This is a genomic window from Pseudomonas sp. B6(2017) (assembly GCF_002112765.1).
GTDB classification, from domain to species: Bacteria; Pseudomonadota; Gammaproteobacteria; order Pseudomonadales; family Pseudomonadaceae; genus Aquipseudomonas; species Aquipseudomonas piscis.
This window is the reverse complement of sequence record NZ_NEIQ01000008.1, coordinates 1-24,495: the sequence shown is the minus strand read 5'-3', so window position 1 is coordinate 24,495 and position 24,495 is coordinate 1. Positions and strand designations below refer to the sequence as shown.

Below are 24,495 nucleotides of genomic sequence, written 5' to 3'. Positions count from 1 at the left end.
GGCGTACCCCTTACTTAGCAGCTTTTTTACGAGGCGCTGGTGCTTGCGGCTTCAGCTCTTCTTGGCGACCACCAATTACTTCGCCTTTGAAGATCCAAACCTTCACACCGATCACACCGTAGGTGGTGTGAGCTTCGTAGGTGGCATAGTCGATATCGGCACGGAGGGTGTGCAGTGGCACACGACCTTCGCGATACCATTCAGTACGTGCGATTTCAGCACCGCCGAGACGACCGCTCACTTGGATTTTGATGCCTTTGGCACCAATGCGCATGGCGTTCTGTACGGCGCGCTTCATGGCACGACGGAACATTACGCGACGCTCCAGCTGCTGAGCTACGCTCTGCGCAACCAGCATACCGTCGAGTTCCGGCTTGCGGATCTCTTCGATATTGATGTGCACAGGCACACCCATTTGCTTGGTCAGGTCCTGACGCAGTTTTTCAACATCTTCACCTTTCTTGCCGATCACGATGCCGGGACGAGCGGTGTGGATGGTGATGCGTGCAGTTTGAGCCGGACGATGGATATCGATACGGCTTACGGACGCGCTTTTTAGTTTGTCTTGGAGATACTCACGCACATTCAGATCTGCGAGCAAATAGTCCGCATAAGTCCGACCGTCTGCGTACCAGACGGAGGTGTGCTCCTTGACGATTCCCAGGCGAATGCCAATGGGATGTACTTTCTGACCCATCTCTTCGACTCCGTTACTTGTCAGCAACCTTGACAGTGATATGGCAAGACCGCTTGACGATGCGATCAGCACGGCCTTTGGCACGTGGCATGATGCGCTTCAGCGAACGCCCTTCGTTGACGAAAACGGTGGAGACCTTCAGGTCATCAACGTCTGCGCCTTCGTTATGCTCGGCGTTGGCTACGGCCGACTCCAGCACTTTCTTCATGATCTCGGCGGCTTTCTTACTGCTGAAAGCCAACAGGTTGAGCGCGTCGCCCACCTTCTTCCCGCGGATCTGGTCGGCGACCAAGCGGGCTTTCTGGGCGGAGATTCGAGCGCCCGACAGCTTAGCGGCTACTTCCATCGTTCCTTACCCCTTAACGCTTGGCTTTCTTGTCAGCCACGTGCCCGCGATATGTACGGGTACCGGCGAACTCGCCCAGTTTGTGGCCGACCATGTCTTCGTTCACGAGAACTGGAACATGCTGACGACCGTTATGCACAGCAATGGTCAGACCGACCATTTGCGGCAGGATCATGGAACGGCGCGACCAGGTCTTAACTGGTTTGCGATCGTTCTTTTCCGCCGCCACTTCGATCTTCTTCAGTAGGTGAAGATCAATAAAAGGACCTTTTTTCAGAGAACGTGGCACTGTCGTATCCCTCTATTTACTTGCGACGACGGACGATCATTTTGTCGGTACGCTTATTACCACGAGTCTTCGCGCCCTTAGTCGGGAAGCCCCATGGCGATACCGGATGACGACCACCGGAGGTACGACCTTCACCACCACCATGCGGGTGGTCAACCGGGTTCATGGCAACACCACGAACGGTTGGGCGAACGCCACGCCAGCGTTTGGCACCAGCTTTACCCAGCGAACGCAGGCTATGCTCGGAGTTCGAGACTTCGCCCAGGGTCGCACGGCATTCAGCCAGCACTTTACGCATCTCACCAGAACGCAGACGCAGGGTCACGTAGACACCTTCACGAGCGACCAGCTGAGCCGAAGCACCAGCCGAACGAGCGATTTGCGCGCCTTTACCTGGCTTCAGTTCGATGCCGTGTACGGTGCTACCAACTGGAATGTTACGCAGCTGCAGAGAGTTGCCCGGCTTGATCGGTGCCAGGGCACCTGCGATCAGCTGGTCGCCAGCGCTCACGCCTTTAGGGGCGATGATGTAGCGACGCTCGCCATCGGCGTAGCACAGCAGAGCGATGTGAGCAGTACGGTTTGGATCGTATTCGATACGCTCGACGGTGGCAGCGATGCCATCCTTGTCGTTGCGACGGAAGTCGACCAGACGATAATGCTGCTTATGACCACCACCAACGTGACGAGTAGTGATACGGCCATTGTTGTTACGACCACCAGACTTCGATTTTTTCTCGATCAGCGGTGCGTGAGGAGCGCCTTTATGCAGCTCCTGGTTGACCACCTTGACCACAAAACGGCGGCCAGGGGAAGTCGGTTTGCATTTAACGATTGCCATGATGCGCCCCTTCCTTACTCAGCACTGCTGCTGAAATCGAGATCTTGGCCTGGCTGAAGGGAGATAACTGCCTTCTTCCAGTCATTACGCTTGCCCAGACCACGCGCGGTACGCTTGCTCTTACCCAGAACGTTCAGGGTAGTAACGCGTTCCACTTTCACGCTGAACAGGCTTTCGACGGCCTTCTTGATTTCCAGCTTGGTTGCATCGGTAGCAACCTTGAAAACGAACTGGCCTTTCTTGTCTGCCAGAACCGTAGCCTTCTCGGAAACATGCGGGCCAAGCAGAACTTTAAATACGCGTTCCTGGTTCATCCCAGCAGCTCCTCGAATTTCTTCACGGCCGACACAGTGATCAACACTTTGTCGTATGCGATCAGACTAACTGGATCGGAACCTTGCACATCACGAACATCAACGTGAGGCAGGTTACGAGCAGCCAGGTACAGGTTCTGATCAACAGCGTCAGACACGATCAGAACGTCGGTCAGACTCATGCCGTTCAGCTTACCCAGCAGATCTTTGGTTTTCGGAGTTTCGACAGCGAAATCCTGAACCACGACCAGACGATCAGTGCGCACCAGCTCAGCAAGGATGGAACGCATTGCTGCGCGATACATCTTCTTGTTCAGCTTCTGGGAGTGATCTTGAGGACGAGCTGCGAAAGTGGTGCCGCCGCCGCGCCAGATTGGGCTGCGGATAGTACCAGCACGAGCACGGCCAGTACCTTTCTGACGCCATGGGCGCTTACCGCCACCAGAAACGTCGGAACGGGTCTTTTGCTGCTTGCTACCCTGACGGCCGCCAGCCATGTAGGCCACGACTGCTTGGTGAACCAGCGTCTCGTTGAATTCGCCGCCAAATGTCAGTTCGGAAACTTCGATCGCTTGAGCGTCATTTACATTTAATTGCATGTCAGCTTCCCCTTAACCGCGAGCCTTGGCCGCCGGACGCACAACCAGGTTGCCGCCAGTAGCGCCAGGAACAGCGCCCTTGACCAACAACAGATTGCGTTCAGCGTCGACGCGCACTACTTCGAGGGACTGCACGGTCACGCGCTCAGCGCCCATATGACCGGACATTTTCTTGCCCTTGAATACACGACCAGGAGTCTGGCACTGGCCAATAGAGCCCGGGACGCGGTGGGAAACGGAGTTACCGTGGGTGTTATCTTGACCGCGGAAATTCCAACGCTTGATGGTACCGGCGAAGCCTTTACCTTTCGACTGACCGGTAACATCTACCAGTTGGCCAGCTGCGAAGATTTCTGCGCTGATCAGATCGCCAGCTTGGTACTCGCCTTCTTCAAGACGGAATTCCCAAACGCCACGACCAGCAGCAACATTTGCTTTAGCGAAGTGACCTGCCTGAGCAGCAGTCACGCGCGAAGCACGACGCTCACCTACAGTGACTTGCACTGCACGATAGCCATCGGTTTCTTCAGTTTTGAACTGGGTGACACGATTCGGCTCGATCTCGATGACCGTGACCGGAATGGAGACACCTTCTTCGGTGAAAATGCGGGTCATACCGCACTTACGACCGACTACACCAATAGTCATGTTGTAAACCTCATGAGTGTACGGGGCTTTCACCCGCTATGGCCGCCCATTTCAGAGCGTTACACGACCAAGACCGAGTCTTAGCCGAGGCTGATCTGCACTTCCACACCTGCCGCAAGATCAAGCTTCATAAGTGCATCAACGGTTTTATCCGTTGGCTGAACGATGTCCAGCACGCGCTTATGAGTACGGATCTCGTACTGGTCACGCGCGTCTTTGTTGACGTGCGGGGAGACCAGAACGGTGAACCGCTCTTTACGAGTAGGCAGTGGAATTGGACCACGCACTTGAGCACCAGTACGCTTCGCGGTTTCCACGATTTCCTGGGTGGATTGGTCGATCAGGCGATGGTCGAAAGCCTTCAACCTGATACGGATTTGCTGATTTTGCATTGGATTTCAGACTCCAGGCTGCTATTCCCACCGGGCGCAATACGCCCGTTAAAAGGAGGCGCAATTCTATAGACGGCCCCACAGAGTGTCAACCCAATAAAAAAGCCCCCGCAAGCGGGGGCTTTTTCATGAGTCGTCGATTACTCGATGACTTTGGCTACGACGCCAGCGCCGACGGTACGACCGCCTTCACGGATAGCGAAACGCAGACCATCTTCCATCGCGATGGTTTTGATCAGAGTGACAGTCATCTGGATGTTGTCACCTGGCATTACCATTTCAACGCCTTCTGGCAGCTCGCAGTTACCGGTCACGTCAGTAGTACGGAAGTAGAACTGTGGACGGTAGCCTTTGAAGAACGGAGTATGACGGCCGCCTTCTTCTTTGCTCAGAACGTAAACTTCAGCAGTGAACTTGGTGTGCGGCTTAACGGTACCTGGCTTAACCAGAACCTGGCCACGCTCAACGTCGTCACGCTTGGTGCCACGCAGCAGAACGCCGCAGTTCTCACCAGCACGACCTTCGTCCAGCAGCTTGCGGAACATTTCAACGCCGGTGCAGGTAGTTTTCTGAGTATCGCGCAGACCCACGATCTCAACTTCTTCCTGGATGCGAACGATGCCACGCTCAACACGGCCAGTTACCACGGTGCCACGACCAGAGATCGAGAACACGTCTTCGATTGGCATCAGGAACGGCTTGTCAATAGCACGCTCTGGCTCTGGGATGTAGGTATCCAGAGTTTCTACCAGACGCTTAACAGCGGTGGTACCCATTTCGTTGTCGTCTTGGCCGTTCAGAGCCATCAGAGCCGAACCGATGATGATCGGAGTGTCATCACCCGGGAAGTCGTAAGTGCTCAGCAGATCGCGCACTTCCATCTCAACCAGTTCCAGCAGCTCAGCGTCGTCAACCATGTCAGCCTTGTTCAGGAAGACAACGATGTATGGAACGCCTACCTGGCGGGACAGCAGGATGTGCTCACGAGTCTGCGGCATCGGACCATCGGCAGCCGAGCACACCAGGATCGCGCCGTCCATCTGGGCAGCACCAGTGATCATGTTCTTGACGTAGTCGGCGTGACCTGGGCAGTCAACGTGCGCGTAGTGACGAATGTTCGAATCGTACTCTACGTGCGCAGTGTTGATGGTGATACCACGAGCTTTTTCTTCTGGAGCGCTGTCGATCTTGTCGAAGTCAACACGAGCCGAACCGAAAACTTCGGAGCAAACGCGAGTCAGAGCAGCGGTCAGAGTGGTTTTACCGTGGTCAACGTGACCGATGGTGCCAACGTTGACGTGCGGTTTGTTACGTTCAAATTTTTCTTTAGCCACGACTATTAACTCCTAGCCTAAAGGGGAGGCTGAATCAGCCTTGTTTTTTAACGAGAGCTTCGACGATGTTCGACGGAGCTTCGGCGTATTTGGAGAATTCCATGGAGTAGCTCGCGCGACCCTGAGACATGGAACGAACGTCGGTTGCGTAACCGAACATCTCACCCAGCGGCACTTCGGCACGGATAACCTTGCCGGACACCGAGTCATCCATACCCTGGATCAGACCACGACGACGGTTCAGGTCACCCATCACGTCACCCATGTAGTCCTCTGGGGTTACTACTTCAACCTTCATGATCGGCTCAAGCACAACACCGCCGCCCTTCTGGGCCAGCTGCTTGGTCGCCATGGAGGCCGCTACCTTGAACGCCATCTCGTTGGAGTCGACGTCGTGGTAGGAACCATCAAACACGGTAGCCTTCAGGCCGATCAGCGGATAGCCGGCAACGACGCCGTTCTTCATCTGCTCTTCGATACCCTTCTGGATAGCCGGGATGTATTCCTTAGGAACCACACCACCAACGACTTCGTTGGTGAAGACCAGACCCTCGGTAATGTTGCCGTTCGCATCGACGTCCGGCTCCGAGAAACGGATCCAGCAATGACCGAACTGGCCGCGACCGCCAGACTGGCGAACGAACTTGCCTTCGATCTCAACGTTGCTCTTGCTGATCTTCTCGCGGTACGAAACCTGCGGCTTGCCGATGTTAGCTTCGACGTTGAACTCGCGCTTCATGCGGTCAACGAGGATGTCCAAGTGCAGCTCGCCCATACCAGAGATGATGGTCTGACCGGTCTCTTCGTCGGTCTTGACACGGAACGACGGGTCTTCCTGAGCCAACTTGCCCAGTGCGATACCCATCTTCTCCTGGTCCTGCTTGGTTTTCGGCTCTACCGCTACCGAAATCACAGGCTCAGGGAAATCCATACGCTCAAGGATGATCTGCTTCTCGATATCGCACAGGGTGTCACCAGTGGTGACGTCCTTCATGCCGATCAGAGCAGCGATATCGCCTGCACGTACTTCCTTGATCTCTTCACGCTGGTTGGCGTGCATTTGCACCATACGACCAACGCGCTCTTTCTTGCCCTTGACCGAGTTGATCACGGAGTCGCCCGAGCTCAGGAAGCCCGAGTAAACACGCACGAAAGTCAGAGTACCAACGAACGGGTCGGTAGCGATCTTGAACGCCAGAGCCGAGAACGGTTCAGCATCGTCCGCATGACGCTCGTCGTAATCCGCTTCTACCAGCTCATCCTTCGGCTTCTCGATGAGGTCCGGATGGATACCCTTGATCGCAGGGATCTCGGTTGGAGCAGGCAGGAAGTCGATAACGGCGTCGAGAACCAGGGGAACACCCTTGTTCTTGAACGAAGAACCGCAGACAGCTGGAACGATCTCGCTAGCCAGGGTGCGCGCACGCAGGCCAGCCTTGATCTCCTCAGGAGTCAAGTCACCTTCTTCAAGGTACTTGTTCATCAGCTCTTCGTTGGCTTCGGCAGCAGCTTCAACCATGTTGGAGCGCCACTCGTTAGCCAGGTCCAGCATATCGGCAGGAATTTCTTCCTCGCGATAGGTAGTACCCTTGTCGTCGTCGTTCCAGTAGATAGCCTTCATCTTGATCAGGTCGACCTGACCCTGGAAGTTATCTTCCGAGCCGATAGCCAACTGAACCGGAACCGGAGTGTGACCCAGACGGTTCTTGATCTGACCAACAACACGCAGGAAGTTGGCACCAGCACGGTCCATCTTGTTCACGTAAACAACACGTGGGACGCCGTACTTGTTGGCTTGACGCCATACGGTTTCGGACTGCGGCTCAACACCGGAAGTACCGCAGAACACCACGACCGCGCCGTCAAGCACACGCAGAGAACGCTCTACTTCAATGGTGAAGTCTACGTGGCCAGGGGTATCGATAACGTTTACACGATAGTTATCGTATTGACCGCGCGAACCTTTCCAGAAGGTAGTTACAGCAGCGGAGGTAATGGTAATCCCACGCTCCTGCTCCTGAACCATCCAGTCGGTGGTAGCAGCGCCGTCATGCACCTCACCCATCTTGTGGCTGAGACCTGTGTAGAACAGGATCCGCTCGGTAGTGGTAGTCTTGCCCGCGTCAACGTGGGCACAGATACCGATGTTACGGTAGCGGTTGATTGCTGTAGTACGAGCCATAAAGCCCTCGCAGATTGAATGATGCCGATATTAGAAGCGGTAGTGCGAGAAAGCCTTGTTGGCTTCAGCCATACGGTGTACGTCTTCACGCTTCTTAACTGCAGCACCTTTGCCTTCGGCAGCGTCCAGCAGTTCGCCAGCCAAACGCAGAGCCATAGACTTCTCGCCGCGCTTGCGCGCGAAGTCTACCAACCAGCGCATTGCCAGAGCGTTACGACGGGACGGACGAACTTCGACCGGAACCTGGTAAGTAGCACCGCCTACACGGCGCGACTTCACTTCGACCAGCGGAGCGATGGCGTCGAGAGCTTTCTCGAAGATTTCCAGGGGATCGCTGTTCTTGCGTTCTTTAACTTTTTCCAGCGCGCCATAAACGATACGCTCGGCAACGGCTTTCTTGCCGCTCTCCATAACGTGGTTCATGAACTTGGCGAGGATCTGGCTTCCGTATTTTGGATCGTCCAGAATCTCACGCTTGGCTGCTACGCGACGTCTTGGCATTGATAAGCCCTCAAACGGTCTTCAGGTTAGCTCGGGACAGTTGATCCAGAAGGAAACGTGCCCGACCTTACTCTTATCGACTCAATATAAATAAAATCTGCAAAACGACCGATTACTTCGGACGTTTGGTACCGTACTTCGAACGACCTTGGTTACGACCTTTAACGCCGGAAGTATCCAGGGAGCCGCGAACGGTGTGGTAACGAACACCTGGCAAGTCTTTTACACGGCCGCCACGGATCAGGACGACGCTGTGCTCTTGCAGGTTGTGGCCTTCACCACCGATGTACGAGGAAACCTCGAAACCGTTGGTCAGACGCACACGGCATACTTTACGCAGTGCCGAGTTAGGTTTTTTCGGCGTAGTGGTGTACACGCGAGTGCACACGCCACGACGTTGCGGGCAGTTCTGCAGCGCAGGCACGTCGGATTTCTCGACGATACGCTTGCGCGGCTGACGTACCAGCTGGTTGATAGTTGCCATCTACTAGCTCCACTGTTGTCTTTCGACATAAACAAAATGGCAAAGCACACGCTCTACCAATTTTAGGGGTACAAGAGTCTAAAGAGGATCTTGGCCCCAGTCAAGACAAGGCCCCGACCTCCCCGATCAGTGAAACTCGACATATTTGTCTCGTTTCTCAATCGAAAAGGTCGGGGCCTCGATCTCAATCTACTGCAGGCATCAGCTACCGCTGGAGTTCAGCGCTTCGGTCAGTGCTGCTTCGACTTCACTTGCGCTCACACGCAGAGGTTTGTCGGCATCACGACGACGCTTACGCTCGTTGTGGTAAGCCAGGCCAGTACCAGCCGGGATCAGACGACCCACGACCACGTTTTCTTTCAGGCCGCGTAGGTAGTCGCGCTTGCCGGTTACCGCCGCTTCGGTCAGTACGCGAGTGGTCTCTTGGAAAGAGGCCGCCGAGATGAACGATTCGGTAGACAAGGACGCCTTGGTGATACCCAGCAGTACGCGGGTGAACTTGGCGATGAACTTGTCTTCGGAGCTCAGGCGCTCGTTTTCCACCAGCACGTGAGTCAGTTCCATCTGGTCGCCCTTGATGAAGCTGGAATCACCGGACTCGGAGATCTCGACCTTACGCAGCATCTGACGCAGGATCGTCTCGATGTGCTTGTCGTTGATCTTCACGCCCTGCAGACGGTAAACGTCCTGGATCTCGTTGACGATGTACTTGGCCAGCGCACTTACACCCAGCAGACGCAGGATGTCGTGTGGGTCGCTCGGACCGTCGGAGATAACTTCGCCGCGGTTCACTTGTTCGCCTTCGAAGACGTTCAGGTGACGCCACTTCGGAATCAGTTCCTCGTACGGATCGCTACCATCGTTCGGGGTGATGACCAGGCGACGCTTGCCCTTGGTTTCCTTACCGAACGCGATGGTACCGCTGACTTCCGCCAGGATCGACGCCTCTTTCGGACGACGAGCCTCGAACAAGTCGGCAACGCGCGGCAGACCACCGGTGATGTCACGGGTCTTCGAGGTTTCCTGCGGAATACGAGCGATAACATCACCGATCGCAATCTGGGCACCGTCGGCAACACCAACCAGGGCGTTAGCCGGCAGGAAGTACTGGGCCGGTACGTCGGTACCTGGCAGCAGCAGATCCTTGCCATCCATACCCACCATCTTCACGGCAGGACGAATGTCCTTACCGGCAGCTGGACGGTCTTTGACATCGAGCACTTCGATGTTGGTCATACCGGTCAATTCGTCGGTCTGACGCTTGATCGTGATGCCTTCTTCCATGCCCACGTAGGTCACGGTACCTTTCATTTCGGTAACGATCGGGTGGGTGTGCGGGTCCCACTTGGCCACGATGGCACCAGCGTCGACCTTGTCGCCTTCCTTCACCGAAATCACGGCACCGTAAGGCAGCTTGTAGCGCTCGCGCTCGCGACCGAAGTCGTCGGCAATAGCCAACTCACCAGAACGAGACACAGCAACCAGGTGACCGTCGACACGCTCTACGTGCTTCAGGTTATGCAGGCGCACGGTACCGCCGTTCTTCACCTGGACGCTGTCGGCTGCCGAGGTCCGGCTCGCCGCACCACCGATGTGGAACGTACGCATGGTCAACTGGGTACCCGGCTCACCGATGGACTGAGCGGCAATTACACCTACAGCCTCACCAATGTTCACCTGGTGACCACGAGCCAGATCGCGGCCGTAGCACTTGGCGCAGATGCCATAGCGGGTTTCACAGCTGATCGGCGAACGCACAACCACTTCGTCGATGCTGTTGAGCTCGATGAACTCAACCCACTTCTCGTCTACCAAGGTACCGGCAGGAACGATAACGTCCTCGGTGCCTGGCTTGAATACATCACGGGCGATAACACGACCCAATACGCGCTCACCCAGAGGCTCTACTACGTCACCGCCTTCAATGTGCGGAGTCATCAGCAGGCCGTGCTCGGTACCGCAATCGATCTCGGTAACCACCAGGTCTTGCGCCACGTCTACCAGACGACGAGTCAGGTAACCGGAGTTCGCAGTCTTCAATGCGGTATCCGCCAGGCCTTTACGAGCACCGTGGGTCGAGATGAAGTACTGGAGTACGCTCAGACCTTCACGGAAGTTCGCAGTAATCGGCGTCTCGATGATGGAGCCGTCCGGCTTGGCCATCAGACCACGCATACCAGCCAGCTGACGGATCTGAGCCGCGGAACCCCGCGCACCCGAGTCGGCCATCATGTACATCGAGTTGAACGACTCTTGCTCGACTTCATCGCCATTACGGTCGACGACCTTCTCTTTCGAGAGGTTGGCCATCATCGCCTTGGAAACTTCGTCGTTGGCCTTCGACCACAGGTCGATCACCTTGTTGTACTTCTCACCCTGGGTTACCAGGCCGGAGGCGTACTGGCTCTCGATCTCTTTCACTTCGTCGGTGGCAGCACCGATGATGCGGGCTTTTTCATCCGGGATAACGAAGTCGTTAACACCGATGGAAACGCCGGAAATGGTCGAGTAGGCAAAACCGGTGTACATCAACTGGTCAGCGAAGATAACGGTCTCTTTCAGACCGACCACGCGGTAGCACTGGTTGATCAGCTTGGAAATCGCCTTCTTCTTCATCGGCAGGTTGACGACGTCGAACGACAGACCCTTCGGCACAACCTGGAACAGCAGCGCACGGCCGACAGTGGTGTCGACGATACGGGTGGCGCTCACGCTGCCGCCATCACGATCATTGACGGTTTCGCTGATACGAACCTTGATCTTGGCATGCAGAGCAGCTTCGCCGGCGCGGAATACGCGGTCGACTTCCTGCAGGTCCGCGAACACACGACCTTCGCCCTTGGCGTTGATCGCTTCACGGGTCATGTAATACAGACCCAGTACCACGTCCTGCGACGGAACGATGATCGGCTCACCGTTGGCTGGCGACAGGATGTTGTTGGTCGACATCATCAACGCACGCGCCTCCAGCTGGGCTTCCAGCGTCAGCGGTACGTGCACGGCCATTTGGTCACCGTCGAAGTCGGCGTTGTACGCCGCACAAACCAGAGGGTGCAGCTGGATAGCCTTACCTTCGATCAGTACGGGCTCAAACGCCTGGATACCCAGACGGTGAAGGGTCGGTGCACGGTTGAGCAGTACGGGGTGTTCGCGAATCACTTCGGCGAGAACGTCCCAAACCTCTGGCAGCTCACGCTCGACCATCTTCTTGGCGGCCTTGATGGTGGTCGCCAGACCACGCATTTCCAGCTTGCCGAAAATGAACGGCTTGAACAGCTCGAGAGCCATCTTCTTCGGCAGACCGCACTGGTGCAGACGCAGGGTCGGACCTACGGTAATTACCGAACGGCCGGAGTAGTCAACACGCTTACCGAGCAAGTTCTGACGGAAACGACCTTGCTTACCCTTGATCATGTCGGCCAGGGATTTCAGAGGACGCTTGTTCGAACCGGTGATGGCGCGACCGCGACGACCGTTGTCGAGCAGTGCATCGACCGCTTCCTGCAGCATGCGCTTTTCGTTGCGCACGATGATGTCAGGCGCAGACAGATCCAGCAGGCGCTTCAGACGGTTGTTACGGTTGATCACTCGACGATACAGATCGTTGAGGTCGGAAGTCGCGAAGCGACCGCCATCCAGCGGAACCAGTGGACGCAGATCTGGCGGCAGAACCGGCAGAACGGTCAGCACCATCCACTCAGGCAGGTTGCCGGAGCCCTGGAAGGCTTCCATCAACTTCAGGCGCTTGGACAGCTTCTTGATCTTGGTTTCCGAGTTGGTTTGCGGAATCTCTTCACGCAGGCGGCCGATCTCGTGCTCCAGGTCGATAGCGTGCAGCAGTTCGCGGACAGCTTCGGCACCCATGCGGGCATCGAAGTCATCACCGAACTCTTCCAACGCTTCGAAGTACTGCTCGTCGTTCAGCAGCTGGCCCTTCTCCAGGGTGGTCATGCCCGGATCGATAACGACGTAGCTCTCGAAGTAGAGCACGCGCTCGATATCACGCAGGGTCATGTCCATCAGCAAGCCGATACGGGACGGCAGCGATTTCAGGAACCAGATGTGGGCGACTGGAGAGGCCAGTTCGATGTGCGCCATGCGCTCACGACGAACCTTGGCCAGCGCGACTTCAACGCCGCACTTCTCGCAGATCACACCACGATGCTTCAAGCGCTTGTACTTACCGCACAGGCACTCGTAATCCTTCACTGGACCAAAGATCTTGGCGCAGAACAGGCCGTCGCGCTCAGGTTTGAACGTACGGTAGTTGATGGTTTCCGGCTTTTTAACTTCACCGAACGACCACGAACGGATCATCTCAGGCGAGGCCAATCCAATACGGATGGCGTCGAACTCTTCGACTTGACCCTGGTTTTTCAGCAAATTCAGTAGGTCTTTCAAGGCCTTTCCTCCTGGCGGAGCAGGAAGCGGGCAATACCTGCCCCACTCCCCTTCGCGTCACGTGTTATTCGGTTTCCAGATCGATATCGATGCCGAGGGAACGAATTTCCTTGATCAACACGTTGAAGGACTCGGGCATGCCCGGCTCCATACGGTGATCGCCATCCACGATGTTCTTGTACATCTTGGTACGGCCGTTCACGTCGTCCGACTTCACTGTGAGCATTTCTTGCAGAGTGTACGCAGCACCGTATGCTTCCAGTGCCCAGACCTCCATCTCCCCGAAACGCTGACCACCGAACTGCGCCTTACCACCCAACGGCTGCTGGGTAACCAGGCTGTACGAACCAGTAGAACGAGCGTGCATCTTGTCGTCTACCAGGTGGTTCAGTTTCAGCATGTACATGTAGCCAACGGTAACTGGACGCTCGAACTTGTTGCCGGTACGGCCGTCAGTCAGTTGCATCTGGCCGCTTTCTGGCAGGTCCGCCAGTTTCAGCATGGCCTTGATTTCGCTTTCCTTGGCACCGTCGAACACCGGAGTGGCCATCGGCACACCGCCGCGCAGGTTGTTCGCCAGGTCCAGGATCTCCTGGTCGGAGAAGCTGTCCAGGTCTTCGTTGCGACCACCGATCTGGTTGTAGATCTCGTCCAGGAAAGTACGCAGTTCTGCGACCTTGCGCTGTTCTTCGACCATGCGGTTGATCTTCTCGCCCAGACCTTTGGCCGCCAGGCCAAGGTGAGTTTCGAGAATCTGACCAACGTTCATACGCGAAGGTACGCCCAGAGGGTTCAGTACGACATCGACCGGAGTACCGTTGGCGTCGTGCGGCATGTCTTCGACCGGCATGATCACGGAGACCACACCCTTGTTACCGTGGCGACCGGCCATCTTGTCACCAGGCTGGATACGACGACGGATTGCCAGGTAGACCTTGACGATTTTCAGCACGCCCGGAGCCAGGTCATCGCCTTGCTGCAGCTTGCGCTTCTTGTCTTCGAACTTGTCGTCCAGCAGGCGACGGCGATCGACGATGTAGGCTTGAGCCTTCTCGAGCTGCTCGTTCAGAGCATCTTCCGCCATACGCAGCTTGAACCACTGGCCGCGCTCAAGACCATCGAGCACTTCGTCAGTGATGTCCTGGCCCTTCTTCAGGCCTGCGCCACCTTCGGCCTTATGGCCGACCAGGGCTGCACGCAAACGCTCGAAGGTCGCGCCTTCTACGATGCGGAACTCTTCGTTCAGATCCTTGCGGATCTCGTCCAGCTGGCTCTTCTCGATCGACAGGGCGCGCGAGTCACGCTCGACGCCGTCACGAGTGAAGACCTGAACGTCGATGACAGTACCTTTGGTACCGGTAGGTACGCGCAGGGAGGTGTCTTTAACGTCGCTGGCCTTTTCACCGAAGATCGCACGCAGCAGCTTCTCTTCCGGAGTCAGCTGGGTCTCGCCTTTTGGAGTGACCTTACCAACCAGGATGTCGCCGGCGCCGACTTCAGCACCTACATAAACGATACCGGCCTCGTCCAGCTTGTTCAGCGCAGCTTCACCCACGTTCGGGATGTCTGCGGTGATTTCCTCTGGGCCAAGCTTGGTGTCACGCGCCACGCAGGTCAGTTCCTGGATGTGGATCGTGGTAAAGCGGTCTTCTTGAACCACGCGCTCGGAGAGGCAGATGGAGTCTTCGAAGTTGAAGCCGTTCCATGCCATGAACGCGATGCGCATGTTCTGACCCAGCGCCAGCTCACCCATGTCGGTGGACGGACCGTCAGCCATGATGTCGCCACGCTGGACCTTGTCACCCTTGCTCACCAGCGGACGCTGGTTGATGCAGGTGTTCTGGTTCGAGCGGGTGTACTTGGTGAGGTTGTAGATATCCACACCTGCTTCACCGGTTTCCACCTCGTCATCAGCTACGCGAACGACGATACGGCTGGCATCAACCGAGTCGATCACGCCACCGCGGCGAGCAACCACGCAAACGCCGGAGTCACGGGCAACGTTGCGCTCCATGCCGGTACCTACCAGCGGCTTGTCGGCACGCAGGGTTGGCACAGCCTGACGCTGCATGTTGGAACCCATCAATGCACGGTTGGCGTCGTCGTGCTCGAGGAACGGAATCAGCGATGCTGCGACCGAAACTACCTGCTTAGGCGAAACGTCCATCAGGGTGACGTCTTCCGGCGCCTTGACGGTGAATTCGTTCAGGTGACGAACAGCTACCAGCTCATCGATCAGCTGGCCTTTTTCGTTCATGGTCGCCGAAGCCTGGGCGATCACATGATCGGCCTCTTCAATGGCGGACAGGAACACGATCTCGTCGGTTACCAGGCCTTCCTTCACCACACGGTATGGGCTTTCCAGGAAGCCGTACTGGTTGGTGCGGGCATAGGCTGCCAGGGAGTTGATCAGACCGATGTTCGGACCTTCAGGCGTTTCGATCGGGCATACACGACCGTAGTGGGTCGGGTGTACGTCACGGACTTCGAAGCCTGCACGCTCGCGGGTCAGACCGCCTGGGCCGAGCGCAGAAACACGGCGCTTGTGGGTGATCTCCGACAGCGGGTTGTTCTGGTCCATGAACTGCGACAGCTGGCTGGAACCGAAGAACTCCTTCACAGCCGCAGCCACAGGCTTGGCATTGATCAGGTCCTGCGGCATCAGGCCTTCGCTTTCAGCCATCGACAGACGTTCCTTGACCGCGCGCTCAACACGCACCAGGCCTACGCGGAACTGGTTCTCGGCCATCTCGCCTACGCAACGCACACGACGGTTACCCAGGTGGTCGATGTCGTCGACGATGCCTTTACCGTTACGGATGTCGACCAGGGTCTTCAGGACAGCAACGATGTCTTCCTTGCACAGCACGCCCGAACCTTCGATTTCGGTACGACCGATACGACGGTTGAACTTCATCCGGCCAACGGCGGAGAGGTCATAGCGCTCTGGGCTGAAGAACAGGTTGTTGAACAGAGTCTCGGCAGCGTCCTTGGTCGGCGGCTCACCAGGACGCATCATGCGATAGATCTCGACCAGTGCTTCCAGTTGGTTGCCGGTGGAGTCGATCTTCAACGTGTCGGAAATGAACGGACCACAGTCGATATCGTTGGTGTACAGGGTCTCGATGCGAACGACCTGAGCCTTGGCGATCTTTGCCAGCAGCTCGGTGTTCAGTTCGGTGTTGCACTCTGCCAGGATCTCGCCGGTTGCCGGATGCACGATGGCCTTGGCGGTGGTACGGCCCAGGACGTAGTCCAGAGGCACGTCGAGTTCCTTGATACCGGCTTTTTCCAGCTGGTTGATATGACGAGCGGTGATACGACGACCTTGCTCGACAATAACCTTGCCTTTGTCGTCCTGGATGTCCAGAACCGCTACTTCACCACGCAGGCGCTGAGGCACCAGCTCCAGGCTCAGGCTCTCGCCTTTCACGTGGAATACGTTGGTGGTGTAGAACGCGTCCAGCACTTCTTCAGTGGTGTAGCCGAGCGCACGCAGCAGTACCGACGCAGGCAGCTTGCGACGACGGTCGATACGTACGAACACGCAGTCTTTAGGGTCGAACTCGAAGTCCAACCATGAACCGCGGTAAGGAATGATTCGCGCGGAGTACAGCAGTTTACCGGAGCTGTGCGTCTTGCCACGGTCGTGGTCGAAGAACACGCCAGGGGAACGGTGCAACTGGGAAACGATCACACGCTCGGTACCGTTGATAACGAAGGTACCGTTCTCAGTCATCAGGGGAATTTCACCCATGTAGACTTCTTGCTCTTTGATGTCCTTGATCGCTTTGTTCGACGATTCTTTGTCGAAAATGATCAGACGAACTTTTACCCGCAAAGGTACGGCGTAAGTTACACCACGCAACACGCATTCTTTGACATCAAATGCCGGTTCACCCAGACGATAACCGACATACTCCAACGCAGCATTGCCGGAGTAGCTGATGATCGGGAAAACGGATTTGAAGGCCGCATGCAGGCCCACGTCGCGGAACTGATCTTTAGTCGCTCCCGCTTGCAAGAATTCACGATACGAATCCAGCTGGATGGCCAGGAGGTAAGGCACATCCATGACGTCCGGCAACTTGCTAAAGTCCTTGCGGATACGTTTTTTCTCAGTGTATGAGTAAGCCATCAGCGTTCCCCAGCTTGGTCACCTGCTTATTCGGCTGACCCCGACGGGGGCAGCCAGAAAATCGTGCAAACCCTTTGGTTTGCGCCACCGCACAGGGTGGGTTACAGCACGTTAAAGGCACCGACCCAGTCGGTAGCCAATAACGGAAAAAGGCCGGTGGCAAAAGCCACCAGCCATCAGCCGTTCGCTCAACGCTCGGGCTGGAGACACAAAGTCGATGCTTACTTGAGCTCGACTTTAGCGCCTGCTTCTTCCAGAGCTGCTTTGGCTTTGTCAGCGGCTTCTTTAGCAACGCCTTCCAGAACCATGCCAGGAGCGCCGTCAACTACAGCCTTGGCTTCTTTCAGGCCCAGACCGGTCAGTTCACGTACAGCCTTGATCACGTTCACTTTCTTATCGCCAGCATCAGCCAGGATAACGTTGAACTCGGTTTGCTCTTCAACAACAGCAGCGGCAGCAGCTGGGCCAGCAGCGGCAACAGCAGCGGTAACGCCGAAGGTTTCTTCCATCGCTTTGATCAGCTCAACAACTTCCAGAACGGTTTTCTGGCCGATTGCTTCGATGATTTGCTCGTTAGTCAGAGACATGACTATAGATTCCTGTATTGGGGTGACAGCCTACGCAGCTATCAAATTAAACGTATGATTTAGAAAGAGCTTGCGGAGCCTTAGGCTGCAGCAGCTTCTTTCTGGTCGCGAATAGCCGCCAGAGTACGAGCCAGCTTGCTGGTAGCGCCTTGGATCACGCTCATCAGCTTCGCAATAGCCTCGTCGCGAGTTGGCAGCGAAGCCAACACGTCGATCTCGTTTGCTGCGAGGTACTTGCCCTCGAACGCAGCTGCCTTGATCTCGAACTTTTCCTGACCCTTTGCGAACTCTTTGAAAATACGAGCAGCAGCGCCCGGATGTTCCTTAGAGAATGCAATCAGGGTAGGGCCGACGAACGCGTCGTTGAGCACGTCATATTGAGTGCCTTCAACAGCGCGCTTCAGCAGGGTGTTACGTACAACGCGTACATAAACACCAGCTTCGCGGGCCTCTTTACGGAGTCCGGTCATAGCGCCTACTGTCACACCACGGGCATCAGCCACAACAGCGGACAGGGCAACTTTGGCAGCCTCGTTGACTTCAGCGACGATGGCCTTCTTGTCTTCGAGTTTAATTGCCACGGGTTTAACTCCTGCTTGTTACCGTTTCATCCAACCTGGGTTGGATGTCGTTTTGGTGTCTGATTCGGTAAGGAACCGGGAGCACCATCTGCGTAGGCTTGTGGTTTAAGACTTGCGTCGCCTACGGTCTTGGATAGCCCCCGCCAGGCAGGGACCCCAATTTTTTCAACTGACGCAATCGCTCGCGCCAGTTCGTGTTTTATACGTCCAGCGAGCTTTGGTCGATGACCAGGCCTGGGCCCATAGTGGTGCTCAGGGTAACGCGCTTCACGTAGATACCTTTCGAAGAAGCCGGCTTGATACGCTTCAGGTCAGCGATCAGAGCTTCAACGTTCTCCTTCAGCTTGACGGCATCGAAGCCGACCTTGCCAACGGAGGTGTGGATAATGCCGTTCTTGTCGGTACGATAGCGAACCTGACCGGCCTTGGCGTTTTTAACAGCCGAAGCGACGTCTGGAGTCACGGTACCTACTTTCGGGTTAGGCATCAGACCACGAGGACCCAGAACCTGACCCAGCTGACCCACAACGCGCATCGCGTCCGGAGAAGCGATAACCACGTCGTAGTTCAGGTCGCCGCCTTTCATTTCGGCAGCCAGCTCATCCATACCTACGCGGTCAGCACCGGCAGCCAGAGCTGCTTCAGCAGCTGGGCCCTGGGTAAACACAGCAACACGAACGGTCTTGCCAGTGCCGTGTGGCAGCACAGTAGCGCTGCGGACAACCTGGTCAGACTTACGTGGGTCTACGCCCAGGTTCACAGCTACGTCTACGGACTCGTTGAACTTAACGGTCGACAGTTCGGTCAGGAGAGCGGCGGCATCTACGAAATTGTAGGCTTTGCCTGCTTCAATCTTGCCGGCGATAGCCTTTTGGCGCTTGGTCAGCTTAGCCATTACACACCCTCCACGTTAAGGCCCATGCTACGAGCAGAACCGGCGATAGTACGCACGGCTGCATCCATATCAGCTGCGGTCAGATCAGCGTTTTTAGTTTTCGCGATCTCTTCCAACTGAGCACGGGTAACAGTGCCAACCTTAACGGTGTTCGGACGAGCGGAACCGCTAGTCAAACCAGCAGCCTTCTTCAGCAGAACCGAAGCGGGGGTGCTCTTGGTTTCGAAAGTGAAGCTACGGTCACTGTAGACAGTGATGATCACTGGAGTCGGCAGGCCTGGCTCAAGACCCTGAGTACGGGCGTTGAAGGCCTTGCAGAATTCCATGATGTTCACGCCGTGCTGACCCAGAGCTGGACCAACGGGCGGGCTTGGGTTGGCCTGAGCGGCCTTAACTTGCAGCTTGATGTAAGCAGTAATCTTCTTAGCCATGAGGCACTCCAATTACGGGTTCAGACGCCTAAAAAGGCTCCCCGGTTACTTGCGCGTTTATCCCAGTGACGACAAAACCCCACAGCCTAGGGCTGCGGGGTATGGGATTCTCGTTCAGTTATGCCTTTTCGACCTGACTGAACTCCAACTCTACCGGAGTAGAGCGACCGAAAATGAGCACGGCTACTTGGATCCGGCTCTTTTCGTAGTTAACCTCTTCGACCGTGCCATTGAAATCAGCGAACGGACCGTCAGTAACCCGGACCACCTCACCTGGCTCAAACAGGGTCTTAGGCTTGGGCTTGTCGCTACCATCAGCGACACGACGCAGAATTGCTTCTGCTTCCTTATCAGTGATCGGCGCCGGCTTGTCAGCGGTACCACCAATAAAGCCCATTACACGAGGAGTATCCTTGACCAAGTGCCAAGTACCCTCATTCATATCCATCTGGACAAGCACATAACCAGGGAAGAATTTACGCTCACTCTTGCGCTTCTGGCCGTTGCGCATCTCAACCACTTCTTCAGTGGGGACCAGAATTTCGCCGAAGCCATCTTCCATGCCAGCCAGCTTCACACGCTCGATCAGCGAGCGCATTACATGCTTCTCGTAACCCGAGTAAGCATGCACAACGTACCAACGCTTAGCCACGGGACACCCTTAGCCAACAATCAAGGAAACGATCCAACCCAGCAGGGAGTCAAGCCCCCACAACAGCAACGCCATAACCAAAACTACAGCCACGACAATCAGCGTGGTCTGAGTGGTTTCTTGACGGGTTGGCCATACGACTTTACGAATCTCAGTGCGAGCTTCTTTAACCAGGACAAAGAACGACTTGCCTTTTGCAGTCTGCAGACCCACAAAAGCAGCGACAGCAGCAATAACAAGTAGCGCCAGGACGCGGTACAGGATCGGCAGGCCAGAATAATACTGATTACCAACAACACCAACGACCACCAAAGCGACAACAACGAGCCACTTCAGCAGATCGAAGCGAGAACCTTGAGCTTCAGCCTTAGGAGTCATCTATGAAGATCCTGTGAAAAGAAAGCCAGACACATTGAGTGAATCTGGCAGGTCAGGAGGGAATCGAACCCCCAACCTACGGTTTTGGAGACCGTCGCTCTGCCAATTGAGCTACTGACCTAAAACAAAATCAGGCCGACCATTATATCGGCCTGACGGGGACTTTGCAAGAAATTACTCGATGACTTTGGCTACGACGCCAGCGCCGACGGTACGACCGCCTTCACGGATAGCGAAACGCAGACCATCTTCCATCGCGATGGTTTTGATCAGAGTGACAGTCATCTGGATGTTGTCACCTGGCATTACCATTTCAACGCCTTCTGGCAGCTCGCAGTTACCGGTCACGTCAGTAGTACGGAAGTAGAACTGTGGACGGTAGCCTTTGAAGAACGGAGTATGACGGCCGCCTTCTTCTTTGCTCAGAACGTAAACTTCAGCAGTGAACTTGGTGTGCGGCTTAACGGTACCTGGCTTAACCAGAACCTGGCCACGCTCAACGTCGTCACGCTTGGTGCCACGCAGCAGAACGCCGCAGTTCTCACCAGCACGACCTTCGTCCAGCAGCTTGCGGAACATTTCAACGCCGGTGCAGGTAGTTTTCTGAGTATCGCGCAGACCCACGATCTCAACTTCTTCCTGGATGCGAACGATGCCACGCTCAACACGGCCAGTTACCACGGTGCCACGACCAGAGATCGAGAACACGTCTTCGATTGGCATCAGGAACGGCTTGTCAATAGCACGCTCTGGCTCTGGGATGTAGGTATCCAGAGTTTCTACCAGACGCTTAACAGCGGTGGTACCCATTTCGTTGTCGTCTTGGCCGTTCAGAGCCATCAGAGCCGAACCGATGATGATCGGAGTGTCATCACCCGGGAAGTCGTAAGTGCTCAGCAGATCGCGCACTTCCATCTCAACCAGTTCCAGCAGCTCAGCGTCGTCAACCATGTCAGCCTTGTTCAGGAAGACAACGATGTATGGAACGCCTACCTGGCGGGACAGCAGGATGTGCTCACGAGTTTGTGGCATCGGACCATCGGCAGCCGAGCACACCAGGATCGCGCCGTCCATCTGGGCAGCACCAGTGATCATGTTCTTGACGTAGTCGGCGTGACCTGGGCAGTCAACGTGCGCGTAGTGACGAATGTTCGAATCGTACTCTACGTGCGCAGTGTTGATGGTGATACCACGAGCTTTTTCTTCTGGAGCGCTGTCGATCTTGTCGAAGTCAACACGAGCCGAACCGAAAACTTCGGAGCAAACGCGAGTCAGAGCAGCGGTCAAAGTGGTTTTACCGTGGTCAACGTGACCGATAGTACCCACGTTAACGTGCGGCTTATTACGTTCGAACTTTTCCTTAGCCATCGAAGTCACCCCTAGGAGAAGAATTAAGCAAGTCACCCAAGCCATTAAAACAAAGGCAGATATTTTCATATCTGCCTTGTCATATGGAGCTCTTGAGCGGATTTGAACCGCTGACCTCACCCTTACCAAGGGTGTGCTCTACCAACTGAGCTACAAGAGCGTAACACCTTGCAAAACCTGCAAACCTGGAGCGGGTAGCGGGAATCGAACCCGCATCATCAGCTTGGAAGGCTGAGGTTCTACCACTAAACTATACCCGCGGAGCCTGCAGCTCTCGCTAAATCTGGTGGAGGGGGAAGGATTCGAACCTTCGAAGTCGTAGACGTCAGATTTACAGTCTGATCCCTTTGGCCGCTCGGGAACCCCTCCTAAGCGAGGCGACATTCTACATCATGCCACCCTTCTGTCAAGCATTTTCTCAATTAAATCTTGAGGTTAGCTGCATTGACGCTGCCCTGCTGCTTTAACCTCTAGAGGTCTTCACTGCGGAGCGGGCGCCATTCTATGCAACCTATTCGACAGTTGCAACCCCCTCGCAGGGCATTATTTTATGTTTTAACTCATTGAATTCCTTAGCAAGGTTCTGGAGCTGGGAATCATCCAGTAAATGCTTGCTCTCAGGGGCAATGCGCAACCAGAAGCCCGGCGCTGTAGCAATACTCAAAGACTGCAGGCGAGCCTCCACCCCAAAACCTGCCAAGCGCTGTTCAAGAGATAAAGCAGGCTCTCGACGAACAAAGCCACCAAGATAGAGGCACCCCGCATCAACCTGCGCTCCTTTTCCTCTATCCCGCCTCTCCACCGATTCTGCAGACTCGCTCAGCAAACGGATATCCTGCTGGTCACCCCGATACAACGACAGAGGCATGACTTCTTTTGCACGAAGCGGCGCTTCCTGCTGATGCCAGATGTAATAAAAACCATTGAGAACCAACAACAAAAGAAACAGCCAGCGCATAAAAACCTCAGGAGAAGGAGCAAGGCTGCTCCTAACATAGATCAGACAAAATATCTGGAGGCGCGCTTCACTATTATGGAGACACGGTCCAGCTAATAATTGAACATACCTCAGGCCAAATGCATCCAATCTTAACTGGAGGAGCGCGCGGGCTAGCCCCCAAAGCGCCCAGCGCTCGGAGGGCGACCCCCAACCGTACAGAGCGGCTCGGCTTCTAGCCTGGCGATCAGGACTCGCCGTGCAGCCTCAAGCTGAGTTCACCGCCACTGAATACCTTCTCCTGACCAGCAACACTCAAGCGCAAGGCACCCTGTCTATCGATGCCCAATACAGTGCCGATAACACTGTGCGCCCCCGCAATGAGACTCACTGAGCGCCCCTGCCAAAGATGGTGCCTTTCCCACTCTTCCTGGATAGCGGCGAAACCTTCAGAGCGGTGACGCTCCAGGTAACCCGCTAAAACCTCATTCAAACGGGCAATCAGATAATTGCGATCGATCAACTTGCCAGACTGAAGTCTGACCGAGGTCCATTCTTGATCAACCTCCTCGGTCAACTTCATATTCACATTAATCCCGATCCCCAGGACCACGTGGCACACATCTGCTGGGTCTCCAACCAGCTCCAAAAGAACTCCGGCAATTTTCTTTTGACCAACCAGGACGTCATTTGGCCACTTCAATCCAGCCCCTGGCACTCCACATTCTTTGAGGGTATGCATAACAGCCAGCCCGACAACCAGGCTAAGCCCTTCAAGCTGACGCATCCCACGCTCAATACGCAGCACAAGGCTGTAATAGATGTTCTCAGCAAAGGGACTCACCCACTTACGACCTCGTCGACCACGCCCTGCAGTCTGGCGCTCTGCCAATACAAGGAGCGGTGCTGGAGTTCCGCGCTCGATAGAGCGCAAGGCCTCGGCATTCGTAGAGTCGATTGAGTCGTGGATCTGAATACACCAGGCCTCGTTTGAAGAGTGCTGGGTAATATCTGAAGAACTAAGCAAGGCAATTGGAGAGGCCAATTGATATCCCCGGCCTCGCACCTTATGTACGACAAGGCCCAACTCGGCCTCAAGGAGCTGCAACTGTTTCCAGATAGCGCTACGACTAACACCCAATGCTTCCCCAAGGGCTTGCCCCGAGTGAAAGCGCCCATCCTTAAGAAGCTCTAACAACGTTGACATCAGGTTCCGCCTCACAGTGAGGCAAGCATCATAGCCATGCCAAAGTTCATTGCATAGAAATCACCGCGGTGGATCCTGCTGAGTACGACCATGGGATTTCGGAACAAAATGCCCGCCAGAAGAAGGATAGATACTTGCCTGAACCAGATCAGGCCCGGCAAGTGCCGGGCCGCTTGCCAGGTTTTCGTCCGCGCAAAGACAAAACCCCAACTGCTTTCGCAATTGGGGTTTCGGAATTTAATCTTGACGATGACCTACTCTCACATGGGGAAACCCCACACTACCATCGGCGA

24 protein-coding genes and 4 tRNA genes are annotated in these 24,495 nt (G+C 55.6%); 1 reads left to right on the top strand and 27 read right to left on the bottom strand.

Annotation, left to right across the window (positions count from 1 at the left end):
* Positions 1–10 precede the first annotated feature (10 nt).
* The 27 genes from rpsC to birA form a co-directional block, all read right to left on the bottom strand.
* Entirely contained in the window at positions 11–697 is a 687-nt protein-coding gene (rpsC, locus tag CAG11_RS14840; protein ID WP_007924192.1) for a 30S ribosomal protein S3, read from the bottom strand.
* Positions 698–710: 13 nt separating this feature from the next.
* Positions 711–1,043, bottom strand: a complete 333-nt coding sequence (gene rplV, locus CAG11_RS14835) for a 50S ribosomal protein L22 (protein ID WP_003304070.1) — start codon at positions 1,041–1,043, stop codon at positions 711–713.
* A gap of 13 nt (positions 1,044–1,056) precedes the next feature.
* Complete coding sequence (gene rpsS, locus CAG11_RS14830; protein ID WP_002555486.1) at positions 1,057–1,332, bottom strand: 30S ribosomal protein S19; 276 nt, start codon at positions 1,330–1,332, stop codon at positions 1,057–1,059.
* Between the two features lie 16 nt (positions 1,333–1,348).
* Positions 1,349–2,173: a 50S ribosomal protein L2 gene (rplB, locus tag CAG11_RS14825; RefSeq protein ID WP_083456946.1), complete on the bottom strand. Its 825-nt coding sequence runs from the start codon at positions 2,171–2,173 to the stop codon at positions 1,349–1,351.
* A 14-nt stretch (positions 2,174–2,187) separates the two neighbouring features.
* Positions 2,188–2,487 carry a 50S ribosomal protein L23 gene (gene rplW, locus CAG11_RS14820; RefSeq protein WP_002555488.1) on the bottom strand — a complete coding sequence of 100 codons (300 nt, stop codon included), beginning with the start codon at positions 2,485–2,487 and terminating at the stop codon, positions 2,188–2,190.
* The gene (rplD, locus tag CAG11_RS14815) at positions 2,484–3,086 is read right to left on the bottom strand and encodes a 50S ribosomal protein L4 (protein ID WP_068577550.1); all 603 of its coding nucleotides are present in this window, start codon (positions 3,084–3,086) and stop codon (positions 2,484–2,486) included. Before rplD ends, rplW begins: the two co-directional genes overlap by 4 nt.
* 12 nt (positions 3,087–3,098) lie before the next feature.
* Entirely contained in the window at positions 3,099–3,734 is a 636-nt protein-coding gene (gene rplC, locus CAG11_RS14810) for a 50S ribosomal protein L3 (RefSeq protein ID WP_022641381.1), read from the bottom strand.
* An 80-nt stretch (positions 3,735–3,814) separates the two neighbouring features.
* A complete protein-coding gene (gene rpsJ, locus CAG11_RS14805) occupies positions 3,815–4,126 on the bottom strand; it encodes a 30S ribosomal protein S10 (protein WP_003186070.1) in 312 nt (103 codons plus the stop codon).
* 140 nt (positions 4,127–4,266) lie between these two features.
* The gene (gene tuf / locus CAG11_RS14800) at positions 4,267–5,460 is read right to left on the bottom strand and encodes an elongation factor Tu (RefSeq protein ID WP_011063776.1); all 1,194 of its coding nucleotides are present in this window, start codon (positions 5,458–5,460) and stop codon (positions 4,267–4,269) included.
* A gap of 34 nt (positions 5,461–5,494) precedes the next feature.
* A complete protein-coding gene (gene fusA / locus CAG11_RS14795; RefSeq protein ID WP_053138922.1) occupies positions 5,495–7,642 on the bottom strand; it encodes an elongation factor G in 2,148 nt (715 codons plus the stop codon).
* Between the two features lie 30 nt (positions 7,643–7,672).
* The gene (gene rpsG / locus CAG11_RS14790) at positions 7,673–8,143 is read right to left on the bottom strand and encodes a 30S ribosomal protein S7 (protein ID WP_007925959.1); all 471 of its coding nucleotides are present in this window, start codon (positions 8,141–8,143) and stop codon (positions 7,673–7,675) included.
* A gap of 112 nt (positions 8,144–8,255) precedes the next feature.
* Positions 8,256–8,627, bottom strand: coding sequence for a 30S ribosomal protein S12 (gene rpsL, locus CAG11_RS14785; RefSeq protein WP_003186084.1), 372 nt, complete (start codon positions 8,625–8,627; stop codon positions 8,256–8,258).
* A gap of 201 nt (positions 8,628–8,828) precedes the next feature.
* A complete protein-coding gene (gene rpoC, locus CAG11_RS14780) occupies positions 8,829–13,028 on the bottom strand; it encodes a DNA-directed RNA polymerase subunit beta' (RefSeq protein ID WP_085596892.1) in 4,200 nt (1,399 codons plus the stop codon).
* Positions 13,029–13,092: 64 nt separating this feature from the next.
* Entirely contained in the window at positions 13,093–17,166 is a 4,074-nt protein-coding gene (gene rpoB / locus CAG11_RS14775) for a DNA-directed RNA polymerase subunit beta (protein ID WP_053138916.1), read from the bottom strand.
* Positions 17,167–17,387: 221 nt separating this feature from the next.
* Positions 17,388–17,753, bottom strand: a complete 366-nt coding sequence (rplL, locus tag CAG11_RS14770) for a 50S ribosomal protein L7/L12 (protein ID WP_053138913.1) — start codon at positions 17,751–17,753, stop codon at positions 17,388–17,390.
* Positions 17,754–17,833: 80 nt separating this feature from the next.
* On the bottom strand, positions 17,834–18,334 hold the full coding sequence (rplJ, locus tag CAG11_RS14765; protein WP_053138910.1) for a 50S ribosomal protein L10: 501 nt from the start codon (positions 18,332–18,334) through the stop codon (positions 17,834–17,836).
* 199 nt (positions 18,335–18,533) lie between these two features.
* On the bottom strand, positions 18,534–19,229 hold the full coding sequence (gene rplA, locus CAG11_RS14760) for a 50S ribosomal protein L1 (protein ID WP_053138906.1): 696 nt from the start codon (positions 19,227–19,229) through the stop codon (positions 18,534–18,536).
* On the bottom strand, positions 19,229–19,660 hold the full coding sequence (gene rplK / locus CAG11_RS14755) for a 50S ribosomal protein L11 (protein WP_003176435.1): 432 nt from the start codon (positions 19,658–19,660) through the stop codon (positions 19,229–19,231). Before rplK ends, rplA begins: the two co-directional genes overlap by 1 nt.
* Before the next feature lie 118 nt (positions 19,661–19,778).
* Complete coding sequence (gene nusG / locus CAG11_RS14750; RefSeq protein WP_002555501.1) at positions 19,779–20,312, bottom strand: transcription termination/antitermination protein NusG; 534 nt, start codon at positions 20,310–20,312, stop codon at positions 19,779–19,781.
* 9 nt (positions 20,313–20,321) lie between these two features.
* Positions 20,322–20,690: a preprotein translocase subunit SecE gene (secE, locus tag CAG11_RS14745; protein WP_053138903.1), complete on the bottom strand. Its 369-nt coding sequence runs from the start codon at positions 20,688–20,690 to the stop codon at positions 20,322–20,324.
* A gap of 45 nt (positions 20,691–20,735) precedes the next feature.
* Positions 20,736–20,811: transfer RNA gene (locus CAG11_RS14740), tRNA-Trp, on the bottom strand.
* 53 nt (positions 20,812–20,864) lie between these two features.
* Entirely contained in the window at positions 20,865–22,058 is a 1,194-nt protein-coding gene (tuf, locus tag CAG11_RS14735) for an elongation factor Tu (RefSeq protein WP_011063776.1), read from the bottom strand.
* Between the two features lie 84 nt (positions 22,059–22,142).
* Positions 22,143–22,218: transfer RNA gene (locus tag CAG11_RS14730), tRNA-Thr, on the bottom strand.
* Between the two features lie 26 nt (positions 22,219–22,244).
* Positions 22,245–22,318 (bottom strand) — tRNA-Gly (locus CAG11_RS14725).
* Positions 22,319–22,342: 24 nt separating this feature from the next.
* Positions 22,343–22,427 (bottom strand) — tRNA-Tyr (locus tag CAG11_RS14720).
* A gap of 142 nt (positions 22,428–22,569) precedes the next feature.
* A complete protein-coding gene (locus CAG11_RS14715; RefSeq protein WP_085596891.1) occupies positions 22,570–23,016 on the bottom strand; it encodes a hypothetical protein in 447 nt (148 codons plus the stop codon).
* Positions 23,017–23,242: 226 nt separating this feature from the next.
* The gene (birA, locus tag CAG11_RS14710; protein WP_085597069.1) at positions 23,243–24,202 is read right to left on the bottom strand and encodes a bifunctional biotin--[acetyl-CoA-carboxylase] ligase/biotin operon repressor BirA; all 960 of its coding nucleotides are present in this window, start codon (positions 24,200–24,202) and stop codon (positions 23,243–23,245) included.
* A gap of 68 nt (positions 24,203–24,270) precedes the next feature.
* On the opposite strand from birA, the gene CAG11_RS33920 reads away from it, so the two are divergent.
* A partial coding sequence (locus tag CAG11_RS33920; protein ID WP_218191891.1) for a hypothetical protein occupies positions 24,271–24,495 on the top strand: 225 nt, incomplete at its 3' end.